Annotated in this window: 25 protein-coding genes and 1 pseudogene; 14 read left to right on the top strand and 12 right to left on the bottom strand. The window is 61.7% G+C overall.

Annotated elements, in window-relative coordinates; translation table 11 throughout:
* Positions 1-34 precede the first annotated feature (34 nt).
* From DGA31_RS25115 to DGA31_RS25075, 10 genes and pseudogenes are all read left to right on the top strand, one after another.
* Positions 35-883 carry a hypothetical protein gene (locus DGA31_RS25115; protein ID WP_109514335.1) on the top strand — a complete coding sequence of 283 codons (849 nt, stop codon included), beginning with the start codon at positions 35-37 and terminating at the stop codon, positions 881-883.
* 77 nt (positions 884-960) lie between these two features.
* Positions 961-1,929, top strand: a complete 969-nt coding sequence (locus DGA31_RS25110; protein ID WP_109514334.1) for a GGDEF domain-containing protein — start codon at positions 961-963, stop codon at positions 1,927-1,929.
* Positions 1,930-2,099: 170 nt separating this feature from the next.
* The gene (locus DGA31_RS25105) at positions 2,100-2,510 is read left to right on the top strand and encodes a hypothetical protein (protein WP_056835121.1); all 411 of its coding nucleotides are present in this window, start codon (positions 2,100-2,102) and stop codon (positions 2,508-2,510) included.
* 80 nt (positions 2,511-2,590) lie between these two features.
* Positions 2,591-3,361, top strand: a pseudogene (locus DGA31_RS30935) (PAS domain-containing protein); the annotation flags it as partial.
* The gene (locus DGA31_RS30930) at positions 3,347-3,901 is read left to right on the top strand and encodes a methyl-accepting chemotaxis protein (protein WP_421958007.1); all 555 of its coding nucleotides are present in this window, start codon (positions 3,347-3,349) and stop codon (positions 3,899-3,901) included. The pseudogene DGA31_RS30935 and the gene DGA31_RS30930, both read left to right, overlap by 15 nt.
* Before the next feature lie 181 nt (positions 3,902-4,082).
* Positions 4,083-4,550: a gas vesicle accessory protein GvpU gene (gene gvpU / locus DGA31_RS25095; protein WP_109514332.1), complete on the top strand. Its 468-nt coding sequence runs from the start codon at positions 4,083-4,085 to the stop codon at positions 4,548-4,550.
* A gap of 556 nt (positions 4,551-5,106) precedes the next feature.
* Complete coding sequence (locus DGA31_RS25090) at positions 5,107-6,798, top strand: NAD-dependent malic enzyme (protein WP_109514331.1); 1,692 nt, start codon at positions 5,107-5,109, stop codon at positions 6,796-6,798.
* A 137-nt stretch (positions 6,799-6,935) separates the two neighbouring features.
* Entirely contained in the window at positions 6,936-8,069 is a 1,134-nt protein-coding gene (gene rnd / locus DGA31_RS25085) for a ribonuclease D (protein WP_109514330.1), read from the top strand.
* Positions 8,066-8,359: a YcgL domain-containing protein gene (locus tag DGA31_RS25080; RefSeq protein WP_056835130.1), complete on the top strand. Its 294-nt coding sequence runs from the start codon at positions 8,066-8,068 to the stop codon at positions 8,357-8,359. The genes rnd and DGA31_RS25080 overlap by 4 nt, the downstream gene beginning before the upstream one ends.
* An 80-nt stretch (positions 8,360-8,439) precedes the next feature.
* A complete protein-coding gene (locus DGA31_RS25075) occupies positions 8,440-9,372 on the top strand; it encodes a D-2-hydroxyacid dehydrogenase (protein WP_056835132.1) in 933 nt (310 codons plus the stop codon).
* 3 nt (positions 9,373-9,375) lie between these two features.
* Here the strand turns inward: DGA31_RS25075 and DGA31_RS25070 are convergent, their stop codons facing one another.
* Positions 9,376-9,969, bottom strand: a complete 594-nt coding sequence (locus tag DGA31_RS25070) for a nitroreductase family protein (protein ID WP_056835134.1) — start codon at positions 9,967-9,969, stop codon at positions 9,376-9,378.
* A 247-nt stretch (positions 9,970-10,216) separates the two neighbouring features.
* On the opposite strand from DGA31_RS25070, the gene DGA31_RS25065 reads away from it, so the two are divergent.
* Entirely contained in the window at positions 10,217-10,666 is a 450-nt protein-coding gene (locus DGA31_RS25065; protein WP_056835136.1) for a YcgN family cysteine cluster protein, read from the top strand.
* 1 nt (position 10,667) lies between these two features.
* On the opposite strand, the gene DGA31_RS25060 is transcribed toward DGA31_RS25065, so the two are convergent.
* From DGA31_RS25060 to DGA31_RS25030, 7 genes are all read right to left on the bottom strand, one after another.
* Positions 10,668-11,033: a YgaP family membrane protein gene (locus DGA31_RS25060; RefSeq protein WP_056835138.1), complete on the bottom strand. Its 366-nt coding sequence runs from the start codon at positions 11,031-11,033 to the stop codon at positions 10,668-10,670.
* A gap of 74 nt (positions 11,034-11,107) precedes the next feature.
* Positions 11,108-11,608 (bottom strand): RNA methyltransferase, encoded by a 501-nt coding sequence (locus DGA31_RS25055; protein ID WP_056835139.1) that lies wholly within the window; start codon positions 11,606-11,608, stop codon positions 11,108-11,110.
* Between the two features lie 242 nt (positions 11,609-11,850).
* A complete protein-coding gene (locus DGA31_RS25050) occupies positions 11,851-12,723 on the bottom strand; it encodes a copper resistance protein B (protein ID WP_109514351.1) in 873 nt (290 codons plus the stop codon).
* A gap of 11 nt (positions 12,724-12,734) precedes the next feature.
* On the bottom strand, positions 12,735-14,462 hold the full coding sequence (locus DGA31_RS25045) for a copper resistance system multicopper oxidase (protein WP_109514329.1): 1,728 nt from the start codon (positions 14,460-14,462) through the stop codon (positions 12,735-12,737).
* Between the two features lie 716 nt (positions 14,463-15,178).
* Positions 15,179-15,544: a YajD family HNH nuclease gene (locus DGA31_RS25040; RefSeq protein WP_056835143.1), complete on the bottom strand. Its 366-nt coding sequence runs from the start codon at positions 15,542-15,544 to the stop codon at positions 15,179-15,181.
* Positions 15,545-15,604: 60 nt separating this feature from the next.
* Entirely contained in the window at positions 15,605-16,081 is a 477-nt protein-coding gene (locus tag DGA31_RS25035; protein WP_056835145.1) for a cyclic nucleotide-binding domain-containing protein, read from the bottom strand.
* Positions 16,082-16,156: 75 nt separating this feature from the next.
* Positions 16,157-18,217 (bottom strand): S9 family peptidase, encoded by a 2,061-nt coding sequence (locus DGA31_RS25030; RefSeq protein ID WP_109514328.1) that lies wholly within the window; start codon positions 18,215-18,217, stop codon positions 16,157-16,159.
* Between the two features lie 142 nt (positions 18,218-18,359).
* Here DGA31_RS25030 and DGA31_RS25025 point away from each other — a divergent pair, with 142 nt between their 5' ends.
* From DGA31_RS25025 to DGA31_RS25015, 3 genes are all read left to right on the top strand, one after another.
* On the top strand, positions 18,360-18,860 hold the full coding sequence (locus tag DGA31_RS25025; RefSeq protein ID WP_056835364.1) for a hypothetical protein: 501 nt from the start codon (positions 18,360-18,362) through the stop codon (positions 18,858-18,860).
* A gap of 61 nt (positions 18,861-18,921) precedes the next feature.
* The gene (locus DGA31_RS25020; RefSeq protein WP_056835149.1) at positions 18,922-19,716 is read left to right on the top strand and encodes a class II glutamine amidotransferase; all 795 of its coding nucleotides are present in this window, start codon (positions 18,922-18,924) and stop codon (positions 19,714-19,716) included.
* A gap of 23 nt (positions 19,717-19,739) precedes the next feature.
* Entirely contained in the window at positions 19,740-20,264 is a 525-nt protein-coding gene (locus DGA31_RS25015) for a DUF2937 family protein (RefSeq protein ID WP_056835151.1), read from the top strand.
* A gap of 161 nt (positions 20,265-20,425) precedes the next feature.
* Here the strand turns inward: DGA31_RS25015 and DGA31_RS25010 are convergent, their stop codons facing one another.
* The 4 genes from DGA31_RS25010 to DGA31_RS24995 form a co-directional block, all read right to left on the bottom strand.
* Positions 20,426-21,145 carry a WbqC family protein gene (locus tag DGA31_RS25010; protein WP_109514327.1) on the bottom strand — a complete coding sequence of 240 codons (720 nt, stop codon included), beginning with the start codon at positions 21,143-21,145 and terminating at the stop codon, positions 20,426-20,428.
* Positions 21,146-21,359: 214 nt separating this feature from the next.
* Entirely contained in the window at positions 21,360-22,538 is a 1,179-nt protein-coding gene (locus DGA31_RS25005; protein ID WP_109514326.1) for a vWA domain-containing protein, read from the bottom strand.
* A gap of 37 nt (positions 22,539-22,575) precedes the next feature.
* The gene (locus DGA31_RS25000; protein WP_056835158.1) at positions 22,576-23,421 is read right to left on the bottom strand and encodes an AAA family ATPase; all 846 of its coding nucleotides are present in this window, start codon (positions 23,419-23,421) and stop codon (positions 22,576-22,578) included.
* A gap of 49 nt (positions 23,422-23,470) precedes the next feature.
* Positions 23,471-24,535, bottom strand: coding sequence for a DUF748 domain-containing protein (locus tag DGA31_RS24995; RefSeq protein ID WP_109514325.1), 1,065 nt, complete (start codon positions 24,533-24,535; stop codon positions 23,471-23,473).
* Between the last annotated feature and the right edge of the window lie 112 nt (positions 24,536-24,647).

Genomic DNA, 24,647 nt, shown 5'->3' with positions numbered 1-24,647 from the left:
TTGGACAATGGTCTGAGTGGTATCAGGGTTGGTTATGGAACGCGCCGCACTGCTGGAACGCCTGGAGGCTGAAATGGAAAGGCTTTCTGCATGCCCCGATATCGATCAACGGATCATTCGGCACTATGAGTTGATGGAACAGCATTACCTCGGTCGACCGCTGTTTTATAAAAGCATCCTGAAGTACGACCGGTTTATGGTCGCGCTGTCACTGCTGGCGCATTATTACTGTGAGCCTTTTCCGTCACTGTCCCGGGTCAAGGAGTTCTGCGAGCGGCGTGGTTACCTGTCGAAAAACAGCCTGGAGTCTTATTTCGCCTTTTTCCTGATTTCCGGCTACATGGATGTCAGCGATCACCCGGACGATCGCCGCCTGAGGATTTACACGCCTTCGGCACGGGCCATGACCGAGACGGTGAAGATCATCAGCGCCTATTACTTTCCGGCGCTGGGCATCATTGATGAGTCGAGTCTTGAGCGTCGGGTCGATGAGCCCACCGTGCGCCACTCGTTCAGGAATTTCCAGAAAGTGCTCGATGCCAATTTCACCCTGGAGATGCTGGTGCCCGAGTCCCGCTGGCTGATGAACCGTGATGGCGGGCACATGGTGATGCTGGCGCTGTTCTGCGATGCCTTGCAGACGCAGTCCTTGACCGGCACAGGCCGCAAGGTCTCGACCTATGCGCAATTGTCCTCGCGTCTGTCGGTGTCCAGTACGCACCTGATCCGCATGGTCAAGGAGGGTGAAAAGGCCGGCTATTTCAAGGTCTGCAAGAATGCGGTCGAGATCACGGACAGCTTCATGGCGCTGGCACGCAGGATGATGATCGCCAATTTTGCGATCACGCTGGTCAACATCGGCAACGGTGAGGCCGAGCATTAAGGAAGTGCGTCTAACCTGGAGCAAGTCAGTTGCTGTCATCTCTGGATCATCGAATTCGTGCGTTATTGAATCACGGCGTGGCACGCGCCGAATGGCTGGCGATGGGCAGTTGGGTCGTGGTGCATGGCCTTACACAGGCGCCGGTCTCGTTCGCGATGACGGTGATTCCCTTGCTGGCCATGCTGGTGGTGCATAACGTCCAGACATTCACGCGCTCTGATCGGGTCTGGCGTGTTTCCGGGCTGGCCTTCATTCTTACCTTTGTCGCCAGTTACAAGTCACTGTTTGTACAGTTTGACCCGCTGTACCAGGCGTTTTCCCTGCCCTTTGCGGTCATTACGGTGCTGGGCGCCTCGTTGCTGGTTCGAAACACCACTGACTACGTGGTCACGGCGGTGCTGACCTGGTTGATCGTCTGGCCTTATGCAAGCCAGGACGTGTCTGACGCCAGGCTTTATGTGCTGGTATTCGGTTTTTTCTCGCTGACGCTGGGGTGGGTCAATAATCACACCTACCTGTGCTCCCTGAGAAATTTGCTGTTGCTGGAAAACCAGTACCGGGTCATGGCGGAGACCGATTTTCTGACCGGTATCTACAACCGACGCGCGTTGATGCAACAGTTCGAACAGGTCGCGGCATCCAGCCCGTCCGGTTTTTTTCTGATGATCGATATCGACAACTTCAAGCGCGTCAACGATCAGTGGGGACATGAGGTAGGGGATCAGGTGTTGTGTACGCTGGCCCGCTGTATGGAGGCCGTTGACCGACGCCATTGTTACGGGCGCCTGGGAGGAGAAGAGTTCGGTGTTGTCCTCGATACCTCCGATCAGGCTCAGGCCCTTGATTACGTCCAGCGTCTGATGCAGGCCGTACGCAATGTCGACACTTTGCCTTGTCGATTTACAGTGAGTGCCGGGTTGGTGATCTTTGCACAAGGCTGTGACGTATCCGAAGTGCTGCGAGAGGCCGACAGGCACCTGTACGCCGCCAAGAAGTCGGGCAAGGATACCGTTAAGTATGGGCCGCTCTTATCGTCGGTCAGCTGACAGTATCGGCTGTTTTTATTTATCACTGCACGTTGCATGGACGGCATCGTGGCGGTCACGGCGCTGCCGCGCCAGGCCTTTTGCTGTTGATGCCCAACTTTGAATAAGAGGCCGTTATGACAGGCACTTTGCTCGCGGCACTGGATGATTTCGAATCTTGTGTCACTCGTATGAATATTCGTATTTCCGGCTTTTTATTAAAGGTCAACGAAGTGGACTGTGCCCTGGATGTTGTTAAGTCACTGTTGATGAGCCTTGATCATATTCATCAGGCGCAAACCGGCCTTGCCCCTGCAATGCTCGATCCTTCGGTCGGGCAGTTGAAGCATGAAATGCAGCGGTTGATTTCGGTGGTGGAGGAGGGGATTTTCCGCATTCTCGGTATGGCCGGCGTCCTGGCCGATGAGGTCAGGCAACGACTCTTGCTGCTCGACACTGCTTTTCGCGATTTGACGCCGGTGAGTGCACGTATGCAAACGTTGAATGTCTCATTGAGCGAAATGGAGGTGCTGTGCGCCACCATCCTGTTTCGGTCCAACAAACAATTGACCACGCTGGGCCTGATGAGATTTCAGGCCTGAGCGGTTTGAGGTCGATCAATCGAAGGTCGCACTCGCCCATCAGGCAGCGCATAAAAGACCAGGCTTCATGAGGGGTGAATATGTTTGGCCGTTCGTTGAAAGAAGAACTTGGCAGGTGCGTTGCCGAGCGTGATGCACAGCATCGGTTGCTGGCACAGCTGGAAACAGGCCTGTTGTCCATCAGGTTGCTGCCGGATCTGAAGGTCGTGGACGTCAACGCCAGGATCGAGCAGGTCCTGGGCCGCACACGGACTGCGCTGGTCAATGGCGCGTTGCCTGACATTGTGGTCGACTTCGAGGCAAGTCCGGCATTGCGCACAGCCTTCATGGCAAGGCTGCGGGCGTCTGAACCCATTGAAGACTGTTATCGTTGCAAGCGCGGCGATGGCTCTATTGCCTGGCTGAAGATGCACTGGCTGGCTGTCAGGGACGAAACCGGCAAGGTGGCCTATATCCAGGGTTATGGCTCGGACATGAGCGCGGTGATGGAACAGCTGCGCGATCAGTCGCAAATGATGCAGGCGCTGGTCAAGTCGACCGCGGTCATTCAGTTTCATCTCGACGGCACGGTCATCCATGCCAATGAGCAGTTCCTGCAGGCCATGAAATACACCCAAGCTCAGGTTCAGGGGCGGCATCACCGCATGTTTTGTTCGCCCGAACAGAGCGCATCGGCCGACTACCAGGCGTTCTGGGAGCGCCTCAATCGTGGCGAGTATGTGGCGGATCGCTTCAGTCGCCTGGACAGTCGTGGGCAAGCGGTGTGGCTTGAAGCGACCTATAACCCGGTGCACAACCCTGAAGGCCAGCTCTACAAGGTGGTCAAGTTCGCCAGTGTGGTGACCGACCAGGTCAACCGTGAGGTGCAGATCAAGAACGCTGCCCATGTGGCCTATGATATTTCCCGCCAGACCGACATCGATGCGGCCAATGGGGCCGACGTGGTCCAGGAGACGGTGCAGACCATGCACAGCATTGCCGGGCAGATGCAGTCGGTGACCCACAGCATGCAGGCGCTGGGCAAGCAGTCGCAACTGATCAGCAGCATGGTGGAAAAGATCAGTGGCATCGCCTCGCAGACCAACCTGCTGGCCCTCAACGCCGCTATCGAAGCGGCGCGCGCCGGTGAGCAGGGGCGTGGCTTTGCGGTGGTGGCCGATGAAGTGCGGCAACTGGCAGGGCGCACCAGTACCGCGGCAGGTGAAATTGTCCAGATCGTGCAACAGAACAGGCTGCTGGCGGAAAAAGCCGTCGAGGACATCGAATGCAGTCGTGCCCAGGCCGGGCAGGGGCTGCTGCTGGCCGAGCAGGCAGGCGCCGCGATCATTCACATCCAGAAGGGCGCGCGAGAGGTGGTTCAGGCCGTGGAGCGGGTGACCGTGGACTTGTAACGAGCACTGAAAGCCGGCGCGCGCCCCTAAGACACTTGCCTGCATGTCATCAACCTCGTCTATCCTGCTTGGACGTGCAGGCGTCAGAGTGGGAAATCTTTCCCCATGCACGCCTGCAGGATGTTGCAGTCCCGGCCACTTCAGGGCCGGGTTCATTCAGGTGCATGGCAAGGAGTTTCAGATGACCGATGTAGATCAAGCAGCACAATTGCAGTCGTTGCCACGGGGCGATCAGGAACTCATCGCCCAGTTCAAGGCAGAAGGCAAGCAGATCGATTGGTTGTTGCAATGGCTGGTCAAGTTTGTCGTCAGCACCAAGGTCGAGCTGGGCGTTACCTTGTCCATCGGCGGTAACCTGGTGTCGGGCCTGTTGATCTCGCACGACGACTATTTCGATCAACTGGCCCAGGACCTGGCTGCCCCTTTTGGCCAGTTCGACAATGGCGCCGAGACCTCGATGAAAGAAATGATCCTGTCATTCAAGCCAGGCGACCTGGCACAGGACACCTCTGACTTCCACTTCATTCACTTGAAAGACTGCAAGACCTACTCCACGGACCAGAGCCCGATCTGTGCTTCGGGTGTGTTGTGGCGTGGCCGGATTGCAGCGGTTGATGGTTTCAGCGTCGGCCAGATCGTTACCCGCTGAAAATCCTGGCTGGCCCGGCATCGACCGGGTCAGCCGTCTGCCGGGTCAAATTCCGGACAAAGAAAAGCCCGCGATGGGGGAGCGGGCTTAAGGATTCACACTTGGGAGCGGGTTCAGAATGCGACAGCGGCTGTGAAAAGTTCGTGAAGTTGAGGTGATGGTTTCGCAGGGACTGTCATTTTTTTCGGGCGTCTGCAAATGCTGTGGCGTCCCGGGCGTCGGCACAAAGGTTTTCGCTTCTTCAGCGGCCGCTTCCCTGAAGGCGGTCTGGTCCTTGGCGGCCTCGGCCTTTTGCTGTTCGGCCTGCTGCAGGTGCTCCCGGGCCTGTCGTCAGATGGCAATACATTCAGTGCACCGTAGAAGGCAGGGCAGTTGACTGAAAACTGTCGTTTTTTCGCGACAATATGTCGCGACCAGGCGCATGGCGAGTAATATACGCCCCACATTTTTTTATAACGGCCTGAGAGAACTGGCAAAAAGAACAACAATGCAATACGCCAGGTTGCACGCCAAGGTCTTGCACAGAATCAATGAGAGACGAAAAGGCGAAGAAGAAATGACCAATACCACGCGATCCTTATACATTTCCTACGCAGGCCCCTCCTTGCTGGAAATGCCCCTGCTCAACAAGGGCAGCGCGTTCACGCCGCAAGAGCGCATCGATTTCAACCTGATCGGCCTGCTGCCGCAGACCGTCGAAACCATTGAAGAACAGCTTACCCGGGTCTACGACCAGTACCAGCAGTGCGCCAGTGACCTGGACAAGCACATCTACCTGCGTTCGATCCAGGACAACAACGAGACCCTGTTCTTCCGCCTGCTGGACTCGCATCTTGAAGAGATGCTGCCGATCATCTACACCCCGACCGTCGGCCAGGCCTGCCAGGAATTCTCCAAGATCTACCGCACCCACCGCGGGTTGTTCGTTTCCTATCCTGATCGCGACCGCATCGATGACATCCTGCGCAGCGCCACCAAGGACCGCATCCGGGTGATCGTGGTCACCGACAGCGAGCGCATCCTCGGCCTGGGCGACCAGGGCATCGGCGGCATGGGCATTCCGATCGGCAAACTGTCGCTGTACACCGCCTGTGGCGGTATCAGCCCGGCCTACACCCTGCCGATCGTGCTGGACGTCGGCACCAACAACCAGGAGCTGCTCGACGACCCGATGTACATGGGCTGGCGCCACAAGCGCGTCACCGGCCAGGAATACGAAGACTTCATTGCCCTGTTCATCGAGGCCGTCCAGCGCCGCTGGCCTGACGTGCTGCTGCAGTTCGAAGACTTCGCCCAGGCCAACGCCATGCCGTTGCTGGAGAAGTACCGCAATGAGCTGTGCTGTTTCAACGACGACATCCAGGGCACCGCCTCGGTGGCCGTGGGCACTCTGCTGGCGGCATGCAAGGCCAAGCAGCAGACCCTGGGCCAGCAGAAAGTGGTGTTCCTGGGCGCCGGTTCCGCCGGCTGCGGCATTGCCGAACACATCATTGCGGCCATGCAGGTCGAAGGCCTGAGCGAGGCCGAGGCGCGTCAGCGCATCTTCATGGTCGATCGCTTCGGCCTGCTGACCCAAGGCATGGACAATCTGCTGGACTTCCAGCAACGCCTGGCGCAACAGGCCGGTGATGTCGCCGGTTGGGCCGGCAACGATGAGCCTTACGCATCGCTGCTCGAGGTGGTCCGGCATGCCGGAGCGACTGTGCTGATCGGTGTGTCCGGCCAGCGCGGGCTGTTCAGTGAAGAGGTGATCCGCGAGCTGCACGCGCACTGCCCGCAACCGCTGGTCATGCCGTTGTCAAACCCGACCTCCAAGGTCGAAGCGACGCCCGAAGAAATCCTGCGCTGGACCGATGGCCAGGCGCTGGTCGCCACCGGCAGCCCGTTTGCCCCGGTCAGCATCAACGGCCGCACGGTGCACATCGCCCAGTGCAACAACTCCTACATCTTCCCCGGCATCGGCCTGGGCGTGATTGCCTGCAAGGCTTCGCGCATCAGTGACCGCATGCTGATGGCCGCCTCCAATGCCCTGGCGGAATGTTCGCCGATCGTGACCGGCGAAGGCGATGCCGTACTGCCATCGCTCAAGGACATCCAGCAGGTCAGCCGCAAGATCGCCCTGGCAGTGGCCAGGGAAGCCCAGGTCGAAGGGCTGGCGCTTGAAACCTCCGAAGAGGTCTTGCTGGCGGCCATCGAGCGCAACTTCTGGGTGCCGGAGTACCGCAGCTACCGTCGTCGCGCCAACTGACGAACGGCGGGACCTGCGGCGCTGCACGCGCAGGTCCCCATCCGGATGGCTCAGGTTAATCAAAGACTTGCAGCGCCAATGCGCGATCCCTCCCGTGGCGATATATACTGCGCGCCACTATCCAAGGGGAGAGCCGTGTGGCCATCGATATTCACTGGATTCGCGACGACGACAGCCTCGCCCGCCACTGCACGCAATGGCAGACGCTGCCATTCATCGCGCTCGACACCGAATTCATGCGGGTCGACACCTTTTACCCGATCGCCGGATTGCTGCAGATCAGCGCAGGCAACATTGCCTGGCTGATCGACCCGCTGTCGATCGACGACTGGCGCCCGCTGGCGGCGCTGCTTGAAAACCCCGACGTCATCAAGGTGCTGCATGCCTGCAGCGAAGACCTCGAAGTGCTGTTGCGCCTGACAGGCAGCCTGCCGTTGCCGCTGTTCGACACGCAATTGGCTGCGGCTTACCTGAATATCGGTTTTTCCATGGGCTATTCGCGCCTGGTGCAGGAGGTGCTGGGCATCGAACTGCCCAAGGGCGAAACCCGTTCCGACTGGTTGCAACGCCCGCTGTCCGACACCCAGATCAGCTACGCCGCCGAAGATGCGGTGCACCTGGCCGAACTGTTCACCCTGCTGCGCCCGCGCCTGTCACAGGAAAAATACACCTGGGTGCTGGAAGACGGTGCGGAGCTGGTGGCCAACCTGCGTCGCGAAACCGACCCTTATGAGGTCTACCGCGACGCCAAGCTGGCCTGGAAACTGTCGCGCCAGCAACTGGCCGTGCTGCGCGAGCTGTGTGCCTGGCGCGAGCAGCAGGCGCGCATCCGCAATCAGCCACGCAACCGTATCCTGCGCGAACATTCGTTATGGCCCCTGGCCAAGACCCAGCCGGATAACCTCGCGGCCCTGGCGCGTATCGAAGACATGCACCCGCGTACCGTGCGCCAGGACGGCGAGTTCCTGCTGGAGCTGATCCAGGAGGCCGCCCGTGTGCCGGTCGAGCAGTGGCCCGCCGCCCTGCCTGACCCGTTGCCGATCGAGGCCGCCGCTGTACTCAAGTCGCTGCGTGCCATTGGTCAGCAGTATGCCGAGCGCCTGGACATGGCGCCGGAACTGATGCTGCGCAAGAAAACCCTCGAACTGCTGCTCAAGAGCGGCTTCCCTCAAGGGCCTTACCAATTGCCCGAGTCGCTGCGTGGATGGCGCCGCGAGCGGATGGGCCAGGCGCTGCTCGACAGCCTGGCCACTACCGGAGAACAGCCTTGAAACGTATCTGCTCCATCTATCGCAGCCCCAAGAAAAACCAGATGTACCTCTATGTGCTCAAGAGCGATGTGCTGACTCGCGTGCCCGAAGCGTTGCTGACGCTGTTCGGCAAGCCGCAGCATGCGTTCGACCTGGTGCTGAGTCCGGAGCGCACCCTGGCCCGGGAAGACATCACCAAGGTGCTTGAAAACCTCGAGACTCAAGGCTATCACTTGCAGTTGCCACCGCCTGAAGAGGAATACATCGAGCACTTGCCTGAAGAACTGCTGCGCCGCAACGATCCGATGTAACCAGGCCGGTGGATGGCGCTATGGCGTCATCCATCGCTTGCGTCGGTGTTTGCCTGTCTGAATTTTCAAGGTTGTCCTGCATGCGCGTTCTGATTGCTGAACATGATTACGCCCTCTACACCCGGTTGCTGCGCCAGGCTGCACCCGATATCGAGGTCCTGAGCAGCGGCGATTCGGCCGAGCTGGCCGGCATGGCCTGCGATGCGCCAGTCTGGCTGGGACAGCCCGATCTGCTGGCCAGCCTGCTGCGCCAGGGCCACACACCGCAATGGATGCAATCGACCTGGGCCGGCATCACGCCGTTGTTGAGCGAGCGCTTGACCAGGGATTACCGGCTGACGCGCGCGGTGGGTATCTTCGGTCAGGTGATGGCTGAATACGTGCTGACCTACATGCTGGGGCACGAGCGCGAAGTGCTGGCCCGGCTGATGAGCCAGGTCGAGCGCAAATGGGACAATCGTCCCGGGCAAAGCCTGTCCGGGCGCAAGGCGCTGATCGTCGGTGCTGGCGATATCGGCCAGTGCGTGGCGCGGTTCCTGCTGCCGTTTGGCATTGAGGTGCATGGTGTGGCGTCGACCGCGCGCAGCCAGGCCCCGTTTGCCCAGGTCGTTGCCCTGGCGCAGATGGCCGAGGTGATCGGTGACATGGACTACGTCATCAACCTGCTGCCCAACACCGCACAGACCCATGACCTGTTCGATGCCGCGCTCTTTGCCCGTTTCAAGCCCACGGCGTTGTTCATCAACGTCGGGCGCGGCGTGGCGGTGGTCGATGCCGATCTGGTCGAGGCGCTCAAGGAAGGTCATCTGGCGGGCGCGGTGATCGACGTCTGCCGCCAGGAGCCGCTGCCGCGTCGCCATCCTTTCTGGACAGCCTACGGCTTGCTGCTCACCGGACACAGTTCGGCCCCCACCTCACCACCGGCCATGACCGGGCTGTTCGTCGAGAACCTGCGTGCCTTCCAGGCCGGCAAGCCGCTGCGCGGTGAAGTGGACTTCGCGCGCGGCTATTGACGGTTACAGGCTGAAGTCACCTTCAGTGGCCAACTCGGCCACTGGAAGGCGCGGGCTTGGCACTTCGCGGCCTTGCAGGTACTCCGGCAGCGATGCCTTGTCGCCCAGTTTGCCCACCGCAATCACGGTGTGAATGGCGTACTCGGCCGGGATTTTCAGTTCCTGACGGGTCAGCTCCTGATCGAAGCCGGCCATGCCGTGGGTGTGCCAGCCGCTGAGGCTGGCTTGCAGCGCCAGCAGGCCCCAGGCGGAGCCGGTGTCGAAGGTGTGCCACAACGCCGGAGTTTCTTCGCTGGCGCCCGGCGCGGTGAAGGTGGTTTTGGAGATGATCACCACCAGGGCCGAGGCGTGCTGCGCCCAGCTGCGGTTGAACTCGTTGAGCAGGCCCAGGTAGCGTTCCCAGTTCGGGGTGCCACGACGCGCATACAGAAAGCGCCACGGTTGTGAGTTATAGGCCGACGGCGCCCAGCGCGCCGCTTCGATAAAGCTCAGCAGGGTTTCTTCGGCAATGGTGTCTTCGGCAAAGGCGCGTGGCGACCAGCGTTCGATGAACTGAGGGTCAATGGCAAAGTCGGTAACACGAGGATTGGTGCTCATGGCGGTCCTGTCGTAGCAAAAGGGAAGGAAAGGGCAGGATGGGCCGTGGTCGGCAGGCATCGACAGCGGGCTGCAGCGGTGTAACGCAAGACATGTAACAAAGCCTGTCAAAACTACTGTTTCGCTTTCTCGTTGACAAGCCCGGCTTGTTGACAGGACGCGTGACCGGCAGTCGTCAGCGCTTGGCCCGCGGCGGTCATGGCACTAGACTGGCGGCCTTCTGGCCTTCGACAGTTTTTTGCCCATCATGACCGCCACCGCCTCGCCTTTCTGGATCAGCAAGACCCTCGAGCAACTGAGTTCGCAGGAATGGGAGTCGCTGTGCGACGGGTGCGGCCTGTGCTGCCTGCAAAAGCTCGAAGACGAAGACGACAACAGCGTCTATTACACGCGCATCGCCTGCAAGCTGCTGGACCTGGATACTTGCCAGTGTTCAGACTATCCCAACCGCCGGGCAGCAGTGCCCGACTGCATCCAGCTCACGCCGGGGCAGGCCGAGGAGTTCAAATGGTTGCCGCCTACGTGCGGTTATCGATTGGTCAGCGAGGGCAAGGACCTGCCGTCGTGGCATCACCTGGTGTGCGGTGACCGCCAGGCGGTGCACCGCCAGCGTATCTCCCAGTCCGGGCGCATGCTCAGCGAGGGCAGTGTGCCCGAGGATGACTGGGAGGATTACCTGATCTTCAGGGCGGGCTGAATCACACCTGCGGCTTGGGCTCGGTCACCGACTCGATGATCTTGGGCACTTCCTTCTCGGCCTTTTCCTTCAACTGATGCAATTGCGCGCCGGCGCGCTCGATGTCGCTGCGGGCACCGTTCAGGTCGCTGCGGCCTTTTTCCAGCAGGCTCTTGGCCGAGCAGTGACCGGTGATACCGCGTGCCAGTACCGCACCGCCGATTGCCAGTTGCACCAGACCAAACAGGCCGCCACGGCGCAGGCCTTTGCCCAGCAGTGCCACGCCGCCGGCCACCGAAGTGATGCGCTCCCAGCCCTGGACGTTCTGCTCAGGGCGTTGCGGTGGCAGGGTGCGGTCGATGCGTTCAATGATCGGGGTATCGCTCATGGTGCTCTCCAGGATCGTGACGGGGTTGAATCACAACTGACTGCCGGCCAGATGAACTGTTCCATGCATGTTGCTTACTGACTGCCGGAAGGTGCGTTCTTGTCGCGCCCGAAGCCGGGGCCTGAGCGGGTGTTGTTACCCTTGGCCAGGCGATCGTAGAGCACCACGTTGACCGTGGCGGCCAGGTTCATGCAGCCCTCGGTGGGGATGTACACCACGTCTTCGCACCAGTCGCGGATCTCCTGGTCGAGGGAGCCGTCTTCCGGGCCGAAGATGTACAGGGCACGATCCGGATGGGTGTACTCGGGCAGGGCACGGGCGCCTTCGACCAGTTCGACGGCCACCGGGATGCAGCCCAGCGGCAGGATCTTCCTGAGGTCATCGATGCCGATCAGCGGGATGTCCTGATGAATCTTCTTGGTGTCGGTGACAAAGTCCCGGGCGCGCTCGAAGCGCTTGCCGGTGTAGAACACCGACGCCACGCCATAACAGCCGGCGGCGCGCATGACCGAGCCGACGTTCTCCGGCGATTTGGGGTTGTACAGACCGATACAGGCGTAGCGTTTGTTGGCCACGGTGGCGTGCTCTGAATAAAAGCCGCTCAGTATACGTCAGTCTTCACGAGCGCTGCTGCCGGGGTTTCGGGCAGGACCCGATCCAGGTCACGACACGGCCTTTGTAGGAGCGACCAACGGTCGCGAAAGGGCCGGCACCTCCAGCATCGTGGGTGCCTGACACACGGCATTCGCGACCGTTGGTCGCTCCAGCAGTGAAAGCCCGCCTATTCAGCAACCTCAAGGGCTGACAGTTGGTCCGTTCAAAACCACAGGCGCACGCCCAGCACCAGGCGGGTCTGGCTGGCGTCCTCGTCGCCGTCGCCGGCGCTCTGGCCATAGCGCTTGTTCCAGCTCACGCCGACATAGGGCGCAAACTCGCGACGCACCTCATAACGCAGGCGCAGCCCCAGTTCGCTGTCGGCAAGGCCCGAGCCGATGTCGCGTTGCGGGTCATCCTTGCCGTACAGGTTCAGCTCGGCCCTGGGTTGCAGGATCAGTCGGTTGGTCAGCAGCAGGTCGTATTCGCTTTCCAGGCGCAGGGCGCTTTGTCCGGCCTCGCCGATGAACACCGTGGCCTCGGTTTCCAGGCCGGACAGCGGCATGCCTTGCACGCCCAGGGCCGCCCAGGTCTGCGGGGCGCCGGGCTTGAAGTCCTGGCGCACCCCGCCGAGCACATCCCACCACGGCGAAATCGCATGGCCCCACAGCGCCTGCACCTCGGCGTGTTCGGTGCGTCCCTGGCTGCGCTCGCCTTCGGAGCGCAGCCACAGGCGATCAATGTCACCGCCGATCCAGCCATTGATGTTCCAGGCCAGGGCCTTGCCTTCACTGGCATGCTGCCATTCGAGCTGGTCGATCACGATCTGGTGGTTGAGCGCGTTGTCATGCACCTGATGGCCGGCAGGATGCGCGTATACGGCGGCGCGGTCGGCATCGGTCAGCGCGGGTACGGGCGAGGGCGGCGCAGGCGATGCGGCGGGCATGGCGTGCCCGGCATGCGTGCTCATGTCATGGCCGCCCATGGCATGAGCGCTGTGGTCCATGCCGGCCGCCAGGCTCTGTGCGCCGCTCAGCAGCAGGCCGGCGCCCAGCAGCCAGACGAAGGAACGGGGCAGGGTGTAGGTCGTGGTCATGGCAGCGGCGCTCATTCGCTGACCCGCACTTCACGGAACATGCCCGTTTCCATGTGGTACAGCAGGTGGCAGTGATAGGCCCAGCGGCCCAAGGCATCGGCGGTCACCCGATAACTGCGTCTGGAGCCGGGTGGCATGTCGAGGGTGTGCTTGCGCACCTGGAACTGCCCGTTTTCGTCTTCCAGGTCGCTCCACAGGCCATGCAAGTGAATGGGGTGGGTCATCATGGTGTCGTTGACCAGCACGATCCTGATCCGCTCGCCGTACGTCAGGTGCAGCGGCTCGGCGTCGGAAAACTTCACCCCGTTGAACGACCAGGCGAATTTCTCCATGTGCCCGGTCAGGTGCAGCTCGATCGTACGGCTCGGCGTGCGGCCATCGGGGTCGGCGAAGGTGCTGCGCAGGTCGGCATAGGTCAGCACCCGCCGGCCATTGTTGCGCAGGCCGATGCCGGGGTCGTCCAGGCGGGCGGTGGGGTCGGTGGCCTGCATGTCCACCAGCGGGTTGTTTTGTTCGCTGACGGGATGGGTTTGTGCCTGTGCCTGGGGGGACGCGCCATGATCCATGCCTGCCATATTGCCATGGTCCATACCGGCCATATCGCCCTGTTCCATGCCCTCATGGTCCATGCCCATGTCGCTCATGGTCAGTTGTGGCCGTGGGTCCAGGGCCGGCACCGGCGCGCTCAGGCCTGGCCGGCTGCTCAGGGTGCCACGGGCAAAGCCGCTGCGGTCCATGGCCTGGGCGAACAGGGTGTAGACCGGCTCGCGTGGCTCGACGATCACGTCGTAGGTTTCCGCCACGGCGATGCGCAGTTCGTCGACCGTGACCGGCTCGACATGCAGTCCGTCGGCGGCAACCACGGTCATCTTCAGGCCCGGGATGCGCACATCGAAATAAGTCATGGCCGAGCCGTTGATCAGCCGCAGGCGCAGCCGCTCGCCCGGTTTGAACAGGCCGGTCCAGTTACGGTCCGGGGCCTGGCCGTTCATCAGGTAGGTGTAGGTGGCGCCGCCCACGTCGGCGATGTCGGTGGGGTTCATGCGCATTTCGGCCCACATGCGCCGATCAGCCATGGTCTTTTGCCAGCCCTCACGGCCGACGTCGTCGATGAAGTCACCCACGGTGCGCTTGTTGCGGTTGTAATAGTCGCCCTGCTGCTTGAGCTTTTTCAGCAGGGTGGCCGGTTGTTCATCGGTCCAGTCGGTGAGCATGATCACATGTTCGCGCTGGTACTCGAACGGCTCGGGCTCTTTGGCATCAATGATCAGCGGCCCGTAGACGCCGGCCTGTTCCTGTAGCCCGGAATGGCTGTGATACCAGTAGGTGCCGTTCTGGCGGACCTTGAAGCGGTATTCGTACAGGCCATCGGGGGCGATGCCGTCGAAACTCAGGCCCGGCACGCCGTCCATGTTGGCCGGCAGCACAATGCCGTGCCAGTGAATGGAGGTGGGTTCGTCGAGGCGGTTGCGCACCCGCAGGGTGACGGTATCGCCTTCGCGCCAGCGCAGCAGGGGGCCGGGCAGGCCGTTGTTGATGGTCAGGGCGGTGCGTGGCTGGCCTGTGATGTTCACCGGGGTCTGGCCGATGAACAGCTCGAACTCGCGGCCGCTCAGTTCAACGGGCTGGCCGGTGTCGCTGCTGGCGCGCAGAGGCGTGGGCCACAGGCCCAGGCTGCCCAGCAGGCCGCTGGCGGCCAGGCCTTGAACGAAGGTGCGTCTTGAAGTTTTGCCGTGCATCGCGCCGGGGTCCCGTTTCGAGTGATCTGGCGTGAAGATGCCATACGGCGGGGTGGCGGGTGATTACATTTGCGTCAGGTTGGTGAGGGTGAGGGTGAGGGTGAGGGTGAGGGTGAGGCCGGGTGTTTTCCGGGAGATGGGTTCCGACCCTCTCCGGGCCGGGTTACTTTGTCTTGGCAAAGTAACCAAACCGCTGGCTCCTGGCTGGGCCCCTGCGGGGTTCCCTCCTTGCTGCGCCACTCCATCGGGCCGCGCCGATGGGCCGTCCCTGGCCCAGCGGCGCTGGCTCGGCATCCATGCCTCGCTCCCCGATTCCGCGACACCTCCACTCGGCCTGCGCCCAAGTCGCGATCTGTGTCGTCTGGACTATTTGTGTAAAAGATCAAGATCAAGAGCACGCAAAAGCAAACGCTTTTGCTCTGCTTTTCATGCGCGAGGGTGCAGGCGACGCAGAACGCGACTTGTGCAGGCCGAGTGGAGGCGTTGCGCAGGGGGGAAAAGGGCCCGGACGGCCCGTTAGCCGCTTGGGCCAGGGACGGCCCATAAGCGGCGACCCCCGGAGCAATGCCGGAGGGAGGGGACCCCGAAGGGGCCGGAACCAGGAGCAAACGGTTTGCTTACTTTGCCAAGACAAAGTAAGCCGGCCCGAAGAGGGCCGGAACCTCCCTCAAAGGCTATCTGTGCCTCACAGCATTGCCGCTAAATCCAGCCCGGCCTCAGTCGTCTTTCTTCATCAACCCCGCCAGCGCCGCGAACGGGTTATGCGTGGCCTTGGCGATCTTGGGCGTGCTCAGCGAGCCTTCGCCGAAATACTGCTGGTCGGTGTAGCGCGAGTGCTCGTTGTCGTGGCAATACAGGCACAACAACTCCCAGTTCGAGCCGTCCTGCGGGTTGTTGTCGTGGTTGTGGTCACGATGGTGAACGGTCAGTTCGCTCAGGCGCTTGCCGGCGAACTCACGGGCGCAGCGGCCACAGACGTGCGGGTACATGCGCAGGGCCTTGTCGCGATAGCCCATCTCGCGATCACGTTGGGCGTCGGCCAGGATGCGGTCCAGCTTGGAAGTATTGGTAGGCGTGCTCATGGTTTGACCTGTTGTATCCGGGTACTAATGTGCGGTCAGTCTAATGCCTGACAGTGGATTTCACATCTGCTGCGCAAGCAATTGACCATCGACCATGCGCAAGCGCTTGGACAGTGAAATGGCCAGGGCACGGATGATCCTGGCGGCCATCTTCGGCGCCTCCTCGATCATCTTGTCCAGCGAGTCGCGGCCCAGGGTCAGCAACTGGCAATGGCTGGCGGCAATGCAACTGGCCGAACGGCGTTCGCCGTCCAGTACGGCCATCTCGCCCAGCGCCCGACCGCGGCGCAAGGTGGCGATGTTCACCGGCTGGCCGTCAGGATTGAGCTTGCGCACGATGACACTGCCCTGATGGACGATGCACATGAAGGTGCCGGCATCGCCTTCGTTGAAAATGACCTGGTCCTGCTCGAATTCGGTGATGCTGAAAAAGCCGGCGATGCTCAGCAGGTCGGCCGGCAGCATGGTATTGAACAGGCCGCAGTCGAGCAGCATGTCGCGAATGGCCTTGTTCAGGTTAGGGGCGTGTGCAGGCATGGTTCGGTCTGTTGTGGTTGATCTTGTTCGGTTTGATGGCGCTCGCTGTCGCAGTGTCAACGGCGAGCGCCCGGTTTACAAGGCCAGGCCCAGCACCTTGAACACAAACCCGTATTCCAGCGCGACATCGCGCAAGCCCTGATAACGCCCGCTCATGCCGCCGTGCCCGGCATCCAGTTCGGTCTTGAGCAGCAGCAGGTTATCGTCGGTCTTGTGTGTACGCAATTTGGCGACCCACTTGGCCGCTTCCCAGTACTGTACGCGGCTGTCGTTGTAGCCGGCGATCACCAGCGTAGCCGGATAGGCCTGGGCGCGCACGTTTTCATACGGGGCGTAGCCCTTGATGCGCGCATGCACCTCGGGTTCCTGCGGGTTGCCCCACTCATCGTACTCGGTGACGGTCAGGGGCAGGTCCGGGTCGAGCATGGTGTTGAGCACATCGACAAACGGCACCTCGGCAATCGCCGCCTTGAACAGCTCGGGACGCTGGTTGAGCACCGCGCCGATCAACAACCCGCCGGCACTGCCGCCACTGATGACCAGTTGTTCGGCCCGGGTAACGCCCTGGGCGATCAGGTGTTCGGCGCAGGCGATGAAGTCGTCGAACGTATTGTGCTTGTGTTCCTGCTTGCCGGCGCGATACCAGGCCTCGCCCAGTTCGCCGCCGCCGCGCACATGGGCGATGGCAAAGGCCACGCCCCGATCGAGCAGGCTCAGGCGGGCATGCGAGAACCACGGGTCGAGGCTGGCACCGTAGGCGCCGTAGCCGTACAGGTACAGCGGCGCAGGCTGGCCCTGCCGGTCCCGGCGCATGACCAGGCTGATCGGCACTTGCGTGCCATCGGCAGCGGTGGCCCACAGGCGCTGGCTGACATAGGCATCGGCATCGAACTCGCCCAGCACGGGGGTCTGCTTGAGCACGCGCTGTTCGCCGCTGTCGAGCAGCAACTGGCGCACTTGTGCGGGGCGGTTCAGCGACTGATAACGCAGGCGGATGCGGTCGCTGTCGAATTCCAGGCTGTCCTGCACATACAGGCTGTAGGCCGCGTCAGGCAATTGCACCCGATAGGCCGGCAAACCCTGCGGCCGCACTTCGATGACCGGCAGGCCGCCTTCGCGCAGGCTCAGGGTGATGGCCCGGGCATTGAAGGTCACGCCGTCGAGCATCACCGTGTCGCTGTGTGCCACCAGGGGTTGCCAGTCAGCACGGGTCGGGACGCTGTGATCGGTCTGCGGCGCGTGGTACAGCGCAAAGTTGATGCCGTCCTGGTTGCTGCGGATAAACCAGGTCCAGACGCCTTCGAGCAGGCCATGATCGACATCGTACTCGTGGCCTTCGACACGTGGGGCCAGGCAGGTAAACGGCTGTTGCGGCTGTTCGGCATCCAGCACCCAGACTTCACCGGTGGTCTTGCTGCCCAGTTGCAGGATCAACTGGTGTTCGGAACTGCTGCGCAGGCAACTGAGGAAGAACCGTCCGTCCGGCTCGCAGAACACCTCGTGCGCGGCCTCTTCACCCAGGCGATGGCGGTACAGCTTGTACGGCCTGTGGGTGTCGTCCAGCTCAGCGAAGAACAACGTCTGACTGTCGTTGGCCCAGGTCATGCTGCCATCACAGTCCTCGAACGGCAGGCTGTGGATCTGGCCGCTGTCCAGGTCCTTGACGAACAACCGGTAGACTTCCTCGCCCGAGGTATCGAGGCTGTAGGCCAGGCGTTGATGATCAGGGCTGATGCTGAACGCACCCAGCGACAGAAAACCGCCGTCGGCCAGTTCGTTGGGGTCCAGCAGTAACTGTTCCCGGGCTTCGTCAGCCTCATGCGAGCCGTCGACCGGACGCGGGCAGCGGTAGTGGCGCGGGTATTCGTCGCCAGCAGTGGTCCGCGTGTAATACAGGTACGGCCCCCACGGCGAGGGCAGCGACAGGTCGGTTTCCAGAATGCGTGCCTTGATTTCCTGGAACAGGGTCTCGCGCAGGCCTGCCTGATCGGCCAGTTGCTGTTCCTGCCAGGCATTTTCGGCTTTCAGGTAGTCGAGCACCTCGGCTTCGTCGCGTGCCTGCAGCCAGGCATAGGGATCGGCGCCATCGCCCTGGCGGGCAATCGGGGCGCTGATGGGGGCAGAAGATAAAGGCATGCGGGCTCTCTCGAAGATCGAAACGTGGATGACTGACCGCGAACAGGCAGGCATTACTGGCATTCATACATCAGCCAGGCGCGCCGGGTCAGTGAAAAGCCGTTATGATAAGCGCCTCTTTGGCCGGCTTACCACGCACGACATGACTGAACACGACTATCTGATCGCCTGGAGCCTGTACGCCGTTGCCGCACTGGGCTGCCTGTGGGTGAGCTTTGTGATGACCGGCTGGATGTGGCGCTACCTCAAGGAGCCACTGCGGGTGCTGATCGCGGTGCTGTTGTTCACCCCGACCATCGTCGATCCGGCCAAGGATGTCTACGCCCCGGCCCTGGCCATTACTGCGCTGGACCTGCTGTTCAAGGTTGGCAGCACTGTGTGGACCGCCTTGCTCGACCTGGGCATGTACGCCCTGTGCGCGTTCATCGCCTACGCGGTGTTCGTGCTGGTGCGCTGGCCGATCGAAAACAAGCGCAAGGCGCGTCAGGCGCAACAACAGGCTCGCCAGGAGGCGGCAGCGAAAGAGGCGGCCGAAGAAGACCAGGACGAGCAGCCCTTTACCGCCGACGATCGTTATGCCCGTCGCCCGGCGCCGGCCATGGTGCCCGGCACCGGTCGCACACGGGTCGAGCCACGCCTGTAACTTTTCGCTTTGTAGGACGCGCCCGAAAGCGCCGGCAATGTATTGAAGCGAGAACCTGAGCATGTGTGAACTCCTGGGAATGAGTGCCAATGTCCCGACTGACATCGTTTTCAGCTTTACCGGCCTGATGCAGCGCGGTGGCCGCACCGGCCCGCACCGCGATGGCTGGGGCATTGCCTTCTACGAAGGGCGCGGCCTGCGCCTGTTCCAGGATCCGGCGGCCAGTTGCGAATCGGAGGTGGCGCACCTGGTGCAGCGCTACCCGATCAAGAGCGAAGTGGTAATCGGCCATATTCGCCAGGCCAATGTCGGCAAGGTCTGCCTGTCCAACACTCACCCGTTCGTACGCGAGCTGTGGGGCCGCAACTGGTGCTTTGCCCACAACGGCCAGTTGGCGGACTTCACGCCCTTGCGCAGTTTCTATCGGCCTGTGGGTGATACCGACAGCGAGGCGGCTTTCTGTGACCTGCTCAACCGGGTGCGCGAGGCCTTCCCGGAGCCGGTCGAGATCGAGCAACTGTTGCCCTACCTGGTGCAGGCGTGCAGCGAGTACCGCGGCAAGGGCGTGTTCAATGGCCTGCTCAGCGATGGCGACTGGCTGTTCTGTTTCTGCTCCACCAAGTTGGTGCACATCACCCGTCGGGCGCCCTTTGGTCCGGCGCGGCTCAAGGATGTCGACATGATCGTCGACTTCCAGGCCGAAACCACCGCCCATGACGTGGTCACGGTGATCGCCACCGAAGCGCTGACCGAAAACGAAACCTGGAACCGCTACGAGCCCGGCCAATGGGGCTTGTGGCGCAAGGGCGAATGCATTGCCCACGGCACCACTGAACACCTGCCTGCCAACCCCTGAAAAAACCAACAAGAGGGCTATCAATGCTGCGAAGTTATCTGCGTCTGGTGCTGTTCACCACTGGCCTGCTGTTCGGCGTCCAGGCCCCCGGCCTGATCAGCGACTACAGCAAGCGCGTCGAGGCGCACCTGATCGAGGCGCAACAGGCGATCAAGGGCTTCAAGGCCACCGCGCAGCAATTTTTCAATGGCGATATCCAGGCGCTGATCCAGCACTACCGCAACAGCCAGGACCCGGTGTTTCGCAGCGATGCCAATAACATCGAGACCCTGCTGACCCGCACCCAGGTGCTGGAGCGGCAATGGCTGGGGCTGCAGGGCTCCTGGCTGAGCAAGGCCTGGCACGTGACCACCGCGGCCGACCCGGACATTCGCAGCGAGACCCTCAATGGCTATACCTGGCAGGTGTTACTGGCGCCAGCGGTGATCGGCTGGGGCGTGTTCAGCGCCTTCGTGCTGACCCTGCTGGTCGAAAGCCTGTTCCTGCTGGTGGGCTGGGTGGTCAACGGTGGCCGCCGCAAGCCACCGCTGCGCGCCAGCTGGCGCTAGGACCGGCCAGGCATGGCGCGCTCAAGGGTAGGAGCGCGCTTGCCCGCGACCGGCTGCGTTAGCAGTCGTAAAATTTCAGCGTTTAGACGATTTTTGCGAGCGCTGCGCACTCGGTCGCGGGCAAGCGCGCTCCTACAGGCGGATCTTGCGGCTGTGGGGTGTCAGGGCACCACCCGGGTCTGTTCGCGAATGAACGCCATGATCGTCTGCGGCGCGTTCCACATCATTACATCGAGGATCGACAGGTTCTCGACGAAGGGGTAGGGCGCGGGGTCGTAGACCAGCGGTGTCAGCGCCAGAAACCTTAACTCGATGCCCCGGTCCAGCCAGTCCTGTGGCCTGAAGATCGCTCGACCACCCGGGGCATTGATGTAGCACCGGGCGTTCTGGAGCTGGCTGATCTCCAGCGCCCATTGCCCTGCGTAGCTGATCTCGGGCAGGGGCAGTTGCAAGGCCGAGCAGCGCTTCCAGGTAAAGTCCATCCCCAGGTAATCGCACACGCTTTGCAGGCTGCGGGCATTGAGTTCGGTGAGACTATCGCTCTGGCACAGGGCAAAGGTATGTTCCAGCACCTGCAGGGTTTCCCTGAAAAACGGCGCCTTTTTTCGATAGTGCTCCAGTTGTCCCTTGATACGGCGCAACGCGCCCGGACGGTCCAGCACGCGGGCGTGCTCGATAAGCCGTCCTTGCTCCAGGGTCACCGGCACGTTGATGTATTGCCAGCCGCCTTGCGCATCAAGCACGCGGTTGCGGTTCATCCAGCTCTGGCGCTGGTAGTGGACGATATCGAACAGCAGGCCTTGCTCGACCGATGCAATCAACTGGAAATAACCCAGATACGGAAAGAAATACGGCTGCATGATGCCAAGGGTATGAGTCATGTGTCTGTGCGCACCAAGAGGTAGTGGTTGAGGTGGGCGGCACAGATAACGTCAGGAAATGCAGGATGCCTGAAAGGCGCCTCTGCAAGCGTTGTCGATGACAACGCCGATAGTCAGGGCGCCCGGGCGATCCATGCCTGGCCTTGTGCTTGCTTGCACGAACAGGTTAGCGCGCAGGGGCGCCAAGGTGTGGCCTTTTGTCGGCTGGCATGGGTTACCTGGCCAGGTAACGAATGCCTTCGTCGAGCCCTTCCAGCGTCAGTGGGTACATGTGCTGCTCCACCAGGTCGCGCACCAGATGCGTGGAAGTGGTGTAGTCCCAGGTGTTTTTCGGGTATGGATTGATCCAGATGACTTTCCTGAACCGGGCCATGAAGCGCTGCATCCACAGGTAGCCAGGCTCTTCGTTCCAGTGCTCGACACTGCCGCCCGGCTGGCTGATTTCATAGGGCGCCATGGCCGCGTCGCCAACGAAGATCACCTTGTAGTCGGCGCCATAGGTGTTCAGCACATCCTGGGTCGGGATGCGCTGGGCATTGCGGCGCAGGTTGTCCTGCCACAGGGTCTCGTAGACGAAGTTATGGAAGTAGTAATACTCCAGGTGCTTGAACTCGGTCTTGCAGGCCGAGAACAGCTCTTCGCAGACCTTGATGTGCGCGTCCATCGACCCGCCGATGTCGAACAGCAACAGCAGCTTGACCGCATTGCGCTTCTCAGGACGCATCTGGATATTCAGCAGGCCGGCATCGCGGGCGGTGTGCTCGATGGTGCTGTCCAGGTCCAGCTCTTCGGCCGCGCCCTGGCGGGCGAACCTGCGCAGCCGGCGCAACGCGACCTTGAGGTTGCGCGTGCCCAGTTCCACCTGGTCGTCGAGGTTCTTGTACTCGCGCTGGTCCCAGACCTTGACCGCCTTGCCCTGGCGCTTGCCGGCGTCGCCGACGCGAATGCCCTCGGGGTGGTAGCCACCGGAGCCGAACGGGCTGGTGCCGCCGGTGCCGATCCACTTGTTGCCGCCGGCATGGCGCTCCTTCTGTTCTTCAAGACGTTGCTTGAAGGCTTCGAGCAGCTTGTCCAGGCCGCCCAGCGACTGGATCTGCGCCCGTTCTTCGTCACTCAGCGAGCGTTCGAATTCCTTGCGCAGCCAGTCCTCGGGGATCAGCGCCTGCAAGGCATCGTCAAGGTCCTGCAAGCCATTGAAGTAGGCGCCGAACGCCCGGTCGAACTTGTCGAAGTGACGTTCATCCTTGACCAGGATCGTGCGCGCCAGAAAGTAGAACGCGTCGATGTCGGCAAAGACCACTTGCTTTTGCAGCGCCTCGATCAGGTCGAGCAATTCGCGCAGCGACACCGGCACCCGGGCCGCGCGCATTTCATTGAACAGGTTGAGCAGCATGGCTGTCGGCCTTTTGTCTCTTGGTGGAACACAGAGGTCAGCGGTTGCCGCGCCGGCTCATGAACGCCAGGCGCTCAAGCAATTGCACGTCCTGCTCGTTCTTGACCAGAGCGCCGGCCAGCGGCGGGATGGCCTTGGTCGGGTTGCGCTCGCGCAGCACCTGCTCGCCGATGTCGTCGGCCATCAGCAGCTTGAGCCAGTCGACCAGCTCGGAGGTCGAGGGTTTCTTCTTGAGGCCCGGCACCTTGCGCACGTCGAAGAAAATCTCCAGCGCCTCGCTGACCAGGCTCTGCTTGATGTCGGGAAAGTGGACGTCGACGATCTTCTGCAAGGTCTGGCGGTCGGGGAAGGCGATGTAATGAAAGAAGCAACGGCGCAGGAAGGCGTCGGGCAGTTCTTTTTCGTTGTTGGAGGTAATGATGATAATCGGCCGATGACGGGCCTTGATGGTTTCATCGGTCTCGTAGACGTAGAACTCCATGCGGTCCAGTTCCTGCAACAGGTCGTTGGGGAACTCGATGTCGGCCTTGTCGATTTCATCGATCAGCAGGATGACCCGCTCGGGCGACTCGAAGGCTTCCCAGAGCTTGCCCTTCTTCAGGTAGTTGCGCACATCGTGGACCTTGTCCACGCCCAGTTGCGAATCGCGCAGGCGGCTGACCGCGTCGTACTCGTACAGGCCCTGCTGGGCCTTGGTGGTGGACTTGATGTGCCAGGTGATCAGCCGGGCATTGAAGGCCTGCGCCAGCTGTTCGGCCAGCAGGGTCTTGCCGGTGCCGGGTTCGCCCTTGACCAGCAAGGGCCGCTCCAGGGTGACGGCCGCATTGACGGCCAGCTTCAAATCGTCGGTGGCGACGTAGACGGGGGTGCCTTCGAACTTCATCGGGGATCCTCAATGCAATGTGAGACGGACTATAGCGCAGGCGTATCGGCTAATCGGTGCCTTCATAGCGGGCATTGAACGCCTGCACGAAACCGTTGCGCAAGATGCCCCAGAACGCCTGCAGGCCGCTGATGTTTTTCTGGTCCACGCTGCCGCTCAGCTCCACGCGGGTTGCAAACTGGTTTTTCAACTGGTTCTTGAGCACGGTTTCGCTGGTGCCGACCAAAGCTTCCCAGACCGAGCGCAACACGCCCTTGTCGCGGTCTTCGACATCCTGTTGCCAGTTGAACACCTCGACATCACGCAGCAGTGGCTTGATGTAGCCGGACAGCTTGCCGTTGTCGGCCTGGGCCTCGATTACCAGGTCGCCATGACCGGCATTGAAGTCGAACTTGCCATAGGCCGAGGCAAAGTCGTTCAGGCGCCGCAGCTCGATACCCCGGGCGCGCAGGCGAAAATCGAAATCCTGGAAATTGCGAAACGGATCGAAGGTCGCGTGGGTTTCCAGGCTGGCGCTTTCGAGCAGGCGCGCCTTGCCCTCGAAGCGCGCATCGCGATTGCCTTCGATATCCACGATGTTGGTCAGGTTGTACAGGCTGGCATTGACCCGGTCGGCCTGGATGCGCACCTTGGGCGTGGTGGTGAAATTATTGAAGGTGATCTGGCCGTTCTCGACCCGCGCCTCGTTAAGGGTGAAGGGCAAGACTTTGTCGAGCTGGGCGCGCCAGTCCGTGCCTTGACCGGTCTGTGACGCCTTGCGGTCCTGGCCGCCGTCGACGAAGTTGAGCTGCGGCTCGCTGAACTGGACTTCGCCCACCACGGCATGGTCGTACCACAACGAGTGCCAGCTCACGGCAATGTCAATCAGCGGCGCCTTGACGAACGGCACCGGCACCTTGCCGTCGACCTTGACGATCTCCAGGTCCTTGATCCGGTAGGCGCCGCGCCACCAGGCCAGGTCCACATCGCTGACGCGGCCACGGTAGTCGCCCATGTCGGCCAGCTTGTCATTGAGGTAGTCGCGCACCACATAAGGCAGGGCCAGGTGCAGTAGCAACAGCAGAACAGCAAGGCTGGCCAGGGTCCACAAGGGCCAGCGGTAGCGACGTTTCATGGGGCAAACCTCCTGGAACAGTAAGCGATGGACTGTCGGCAGCGGCACAGGTTCGCTGTAACTGGACGCCCAACGACCAGAAGAATAGGCTGTCGGGTCTTTCTCAATGCCT

Source organism: Pseudomonas ovata (assembly GCF_003131185.1).
GTDB classification, from domain to species: Bacteria; Pseudomonadota; Gammaproteobacteria; order Pseudomonadales; family Pseudomonadaceae; genus Aquipseudomonas; species Aquipseudomonas ovata.
Note: the sequence above shows the minus strand (reverse complement) of the source record. Positions and strands in the feature narration are given on the sequence as shown.

Excerpts from the sequence above, each read along its gene's own strand:
- DGA31_RS25115 (WP_109514335.1), top strand. The coding sequence starts at position 35 with ATGGAACGCGCCGCACTGCTGGAACGCCTGGAGGCTGAAATGGAAAGG.
- DGA31_RS25105 (WP_056835121.1), top strand. The coding sequence starts at position 2,100 with ATGAATATTCGTATTTCCGGCTTTTTATTAAAGGTCAACGAAGTGGAC.
- gvpU (WP_109514332.1), top strand. The coding sequence starts at position 4,083 with ATGACCGATGTAGATCAAGCAGCACAATTGCAGTCGTTGCCACGGGGC.
- DGA31_RS25090 (WP_109514331.1), top strand. The coding sequence starts at position 5,107 with ATGACCAATACCACGCGATCCTTATACATTTCCTACGCAGGCCCCTCC.
- DGA31_RS25075 (WP_056835132.1), top strand. The coding sequence starts at position 8,440 with ATGCGCGTTCTGATTGCTGAACATGATTACGCCCTCTACACCCGGTTG.
- DGA31_RS25070 (WP_056835134.1), bottom strand. The coding sequence starts at position 9,969 with ATGAGCACCAATCCTCGTGTTACCGACTTTGCCATTGACCCTCAGTTC.
- DGA31_RS25065 (WP_056835136.1), top strand. The coding sequence starts at position 10,217 with ATGACCGCCACCGCCTCGCCTTTCTGGATCAGCAAGACCCTCGAGCAA.
- DGA31_RS25060 (WP_056835138.1), bottom strand. The coding sequence starts at position 11,033 with ATGAGCGATACCCCGATCATTGAACGCATCGACCGCACCCTGCCACCG.
- DGA31_RS25050 (WP_109514351.1), bottom strand. The coding sequence starts at position 12,723 with ATGACCACGACCTACACCCTGCCCCGTTCCTTCGTCTGGCTGCTGGGC.
- DGA31_RS25045 (WP_109514329.1), bottom strand. The coding sequence starts at position 14,462 with ATGCACGGCAAAACTTCAAGACGCACCTTCGTTCAAGGCCTGGCCGCC.
- DGA31_RS25040 (WP_056835143.1), bottom strand. The coding sequence starts at position 15,544 with ATGAGCACGCCTACCAATACTTCCAAGCTGGACCGCATCCTGGCCGAC.
- DGA31_RS25035 (WP_056835145.1), bottom strand. The coding sequence starts at position 16,081 with ATGCCTGCACACGCCCCTAACCTGAACAAGGCCATTCGCGACATGCTG.
- DGA31_RS25030 (WP_109514328.1), bottom strand. The coding sequence starts at position 18,217 with ATGCCTTTATCTTCTGCCCCCATCAGCGCCCCGATTGCCCGCCAGGGC.
- DGA31_RS25025 (WP_056835364.1), top strand. The coding sequence starts at position 18,360 with ATGACTGAACACGACTATCTGATCGCCTGGAGCCTGTACGCCGTTGCC.
- DGA31_RS25020 (WP_056835149.1), top strand. The coding sequence starts at position 18,922 with ATGTGTGAACTCCTGGGAATGAGTGCCAATGTCCCGACTGACATCGTT.
- DGA31_RS25015 (WP_056835151.1), top strand. The coding sequence starts at position 19,740 with ATGCTGCGAAGTTATCTGCGTCTGGTGCTGTTCACCACTGGCCTGCTG.
- DGA31_RS25010 (WP_109514327.1), bottom strand. The coding sequence starts at position 21,145 with ATGACTCATACCCTTGGCATCATGCAGCCGTATTTCTTTCCGTATCTG.
- DGA31_RS25005 (WP_109514326.1), bottom strand. The coding sequence starts at position 22,538 with ATGCTGCTCAACCTGTTCAATGAAATGCGCGCGGCCCGGGTGCCGGTG.
- DGA31_RS25000 (WP_056835158.1), bottom strand. The coding sequence starts at position 23,421 with ATGAAGTTCGAAGGCACCCCCGTCTACGTCGCCACCGACGATTTGAAG.
- DGA31_RS24995 (WP_109514325.1), bottom strand. The coding sequence starts at position 24,535 with ATGAAACGTCGCTACCGCTGGCCCTTGTGGACCCTGGCCAGCCTTGCT.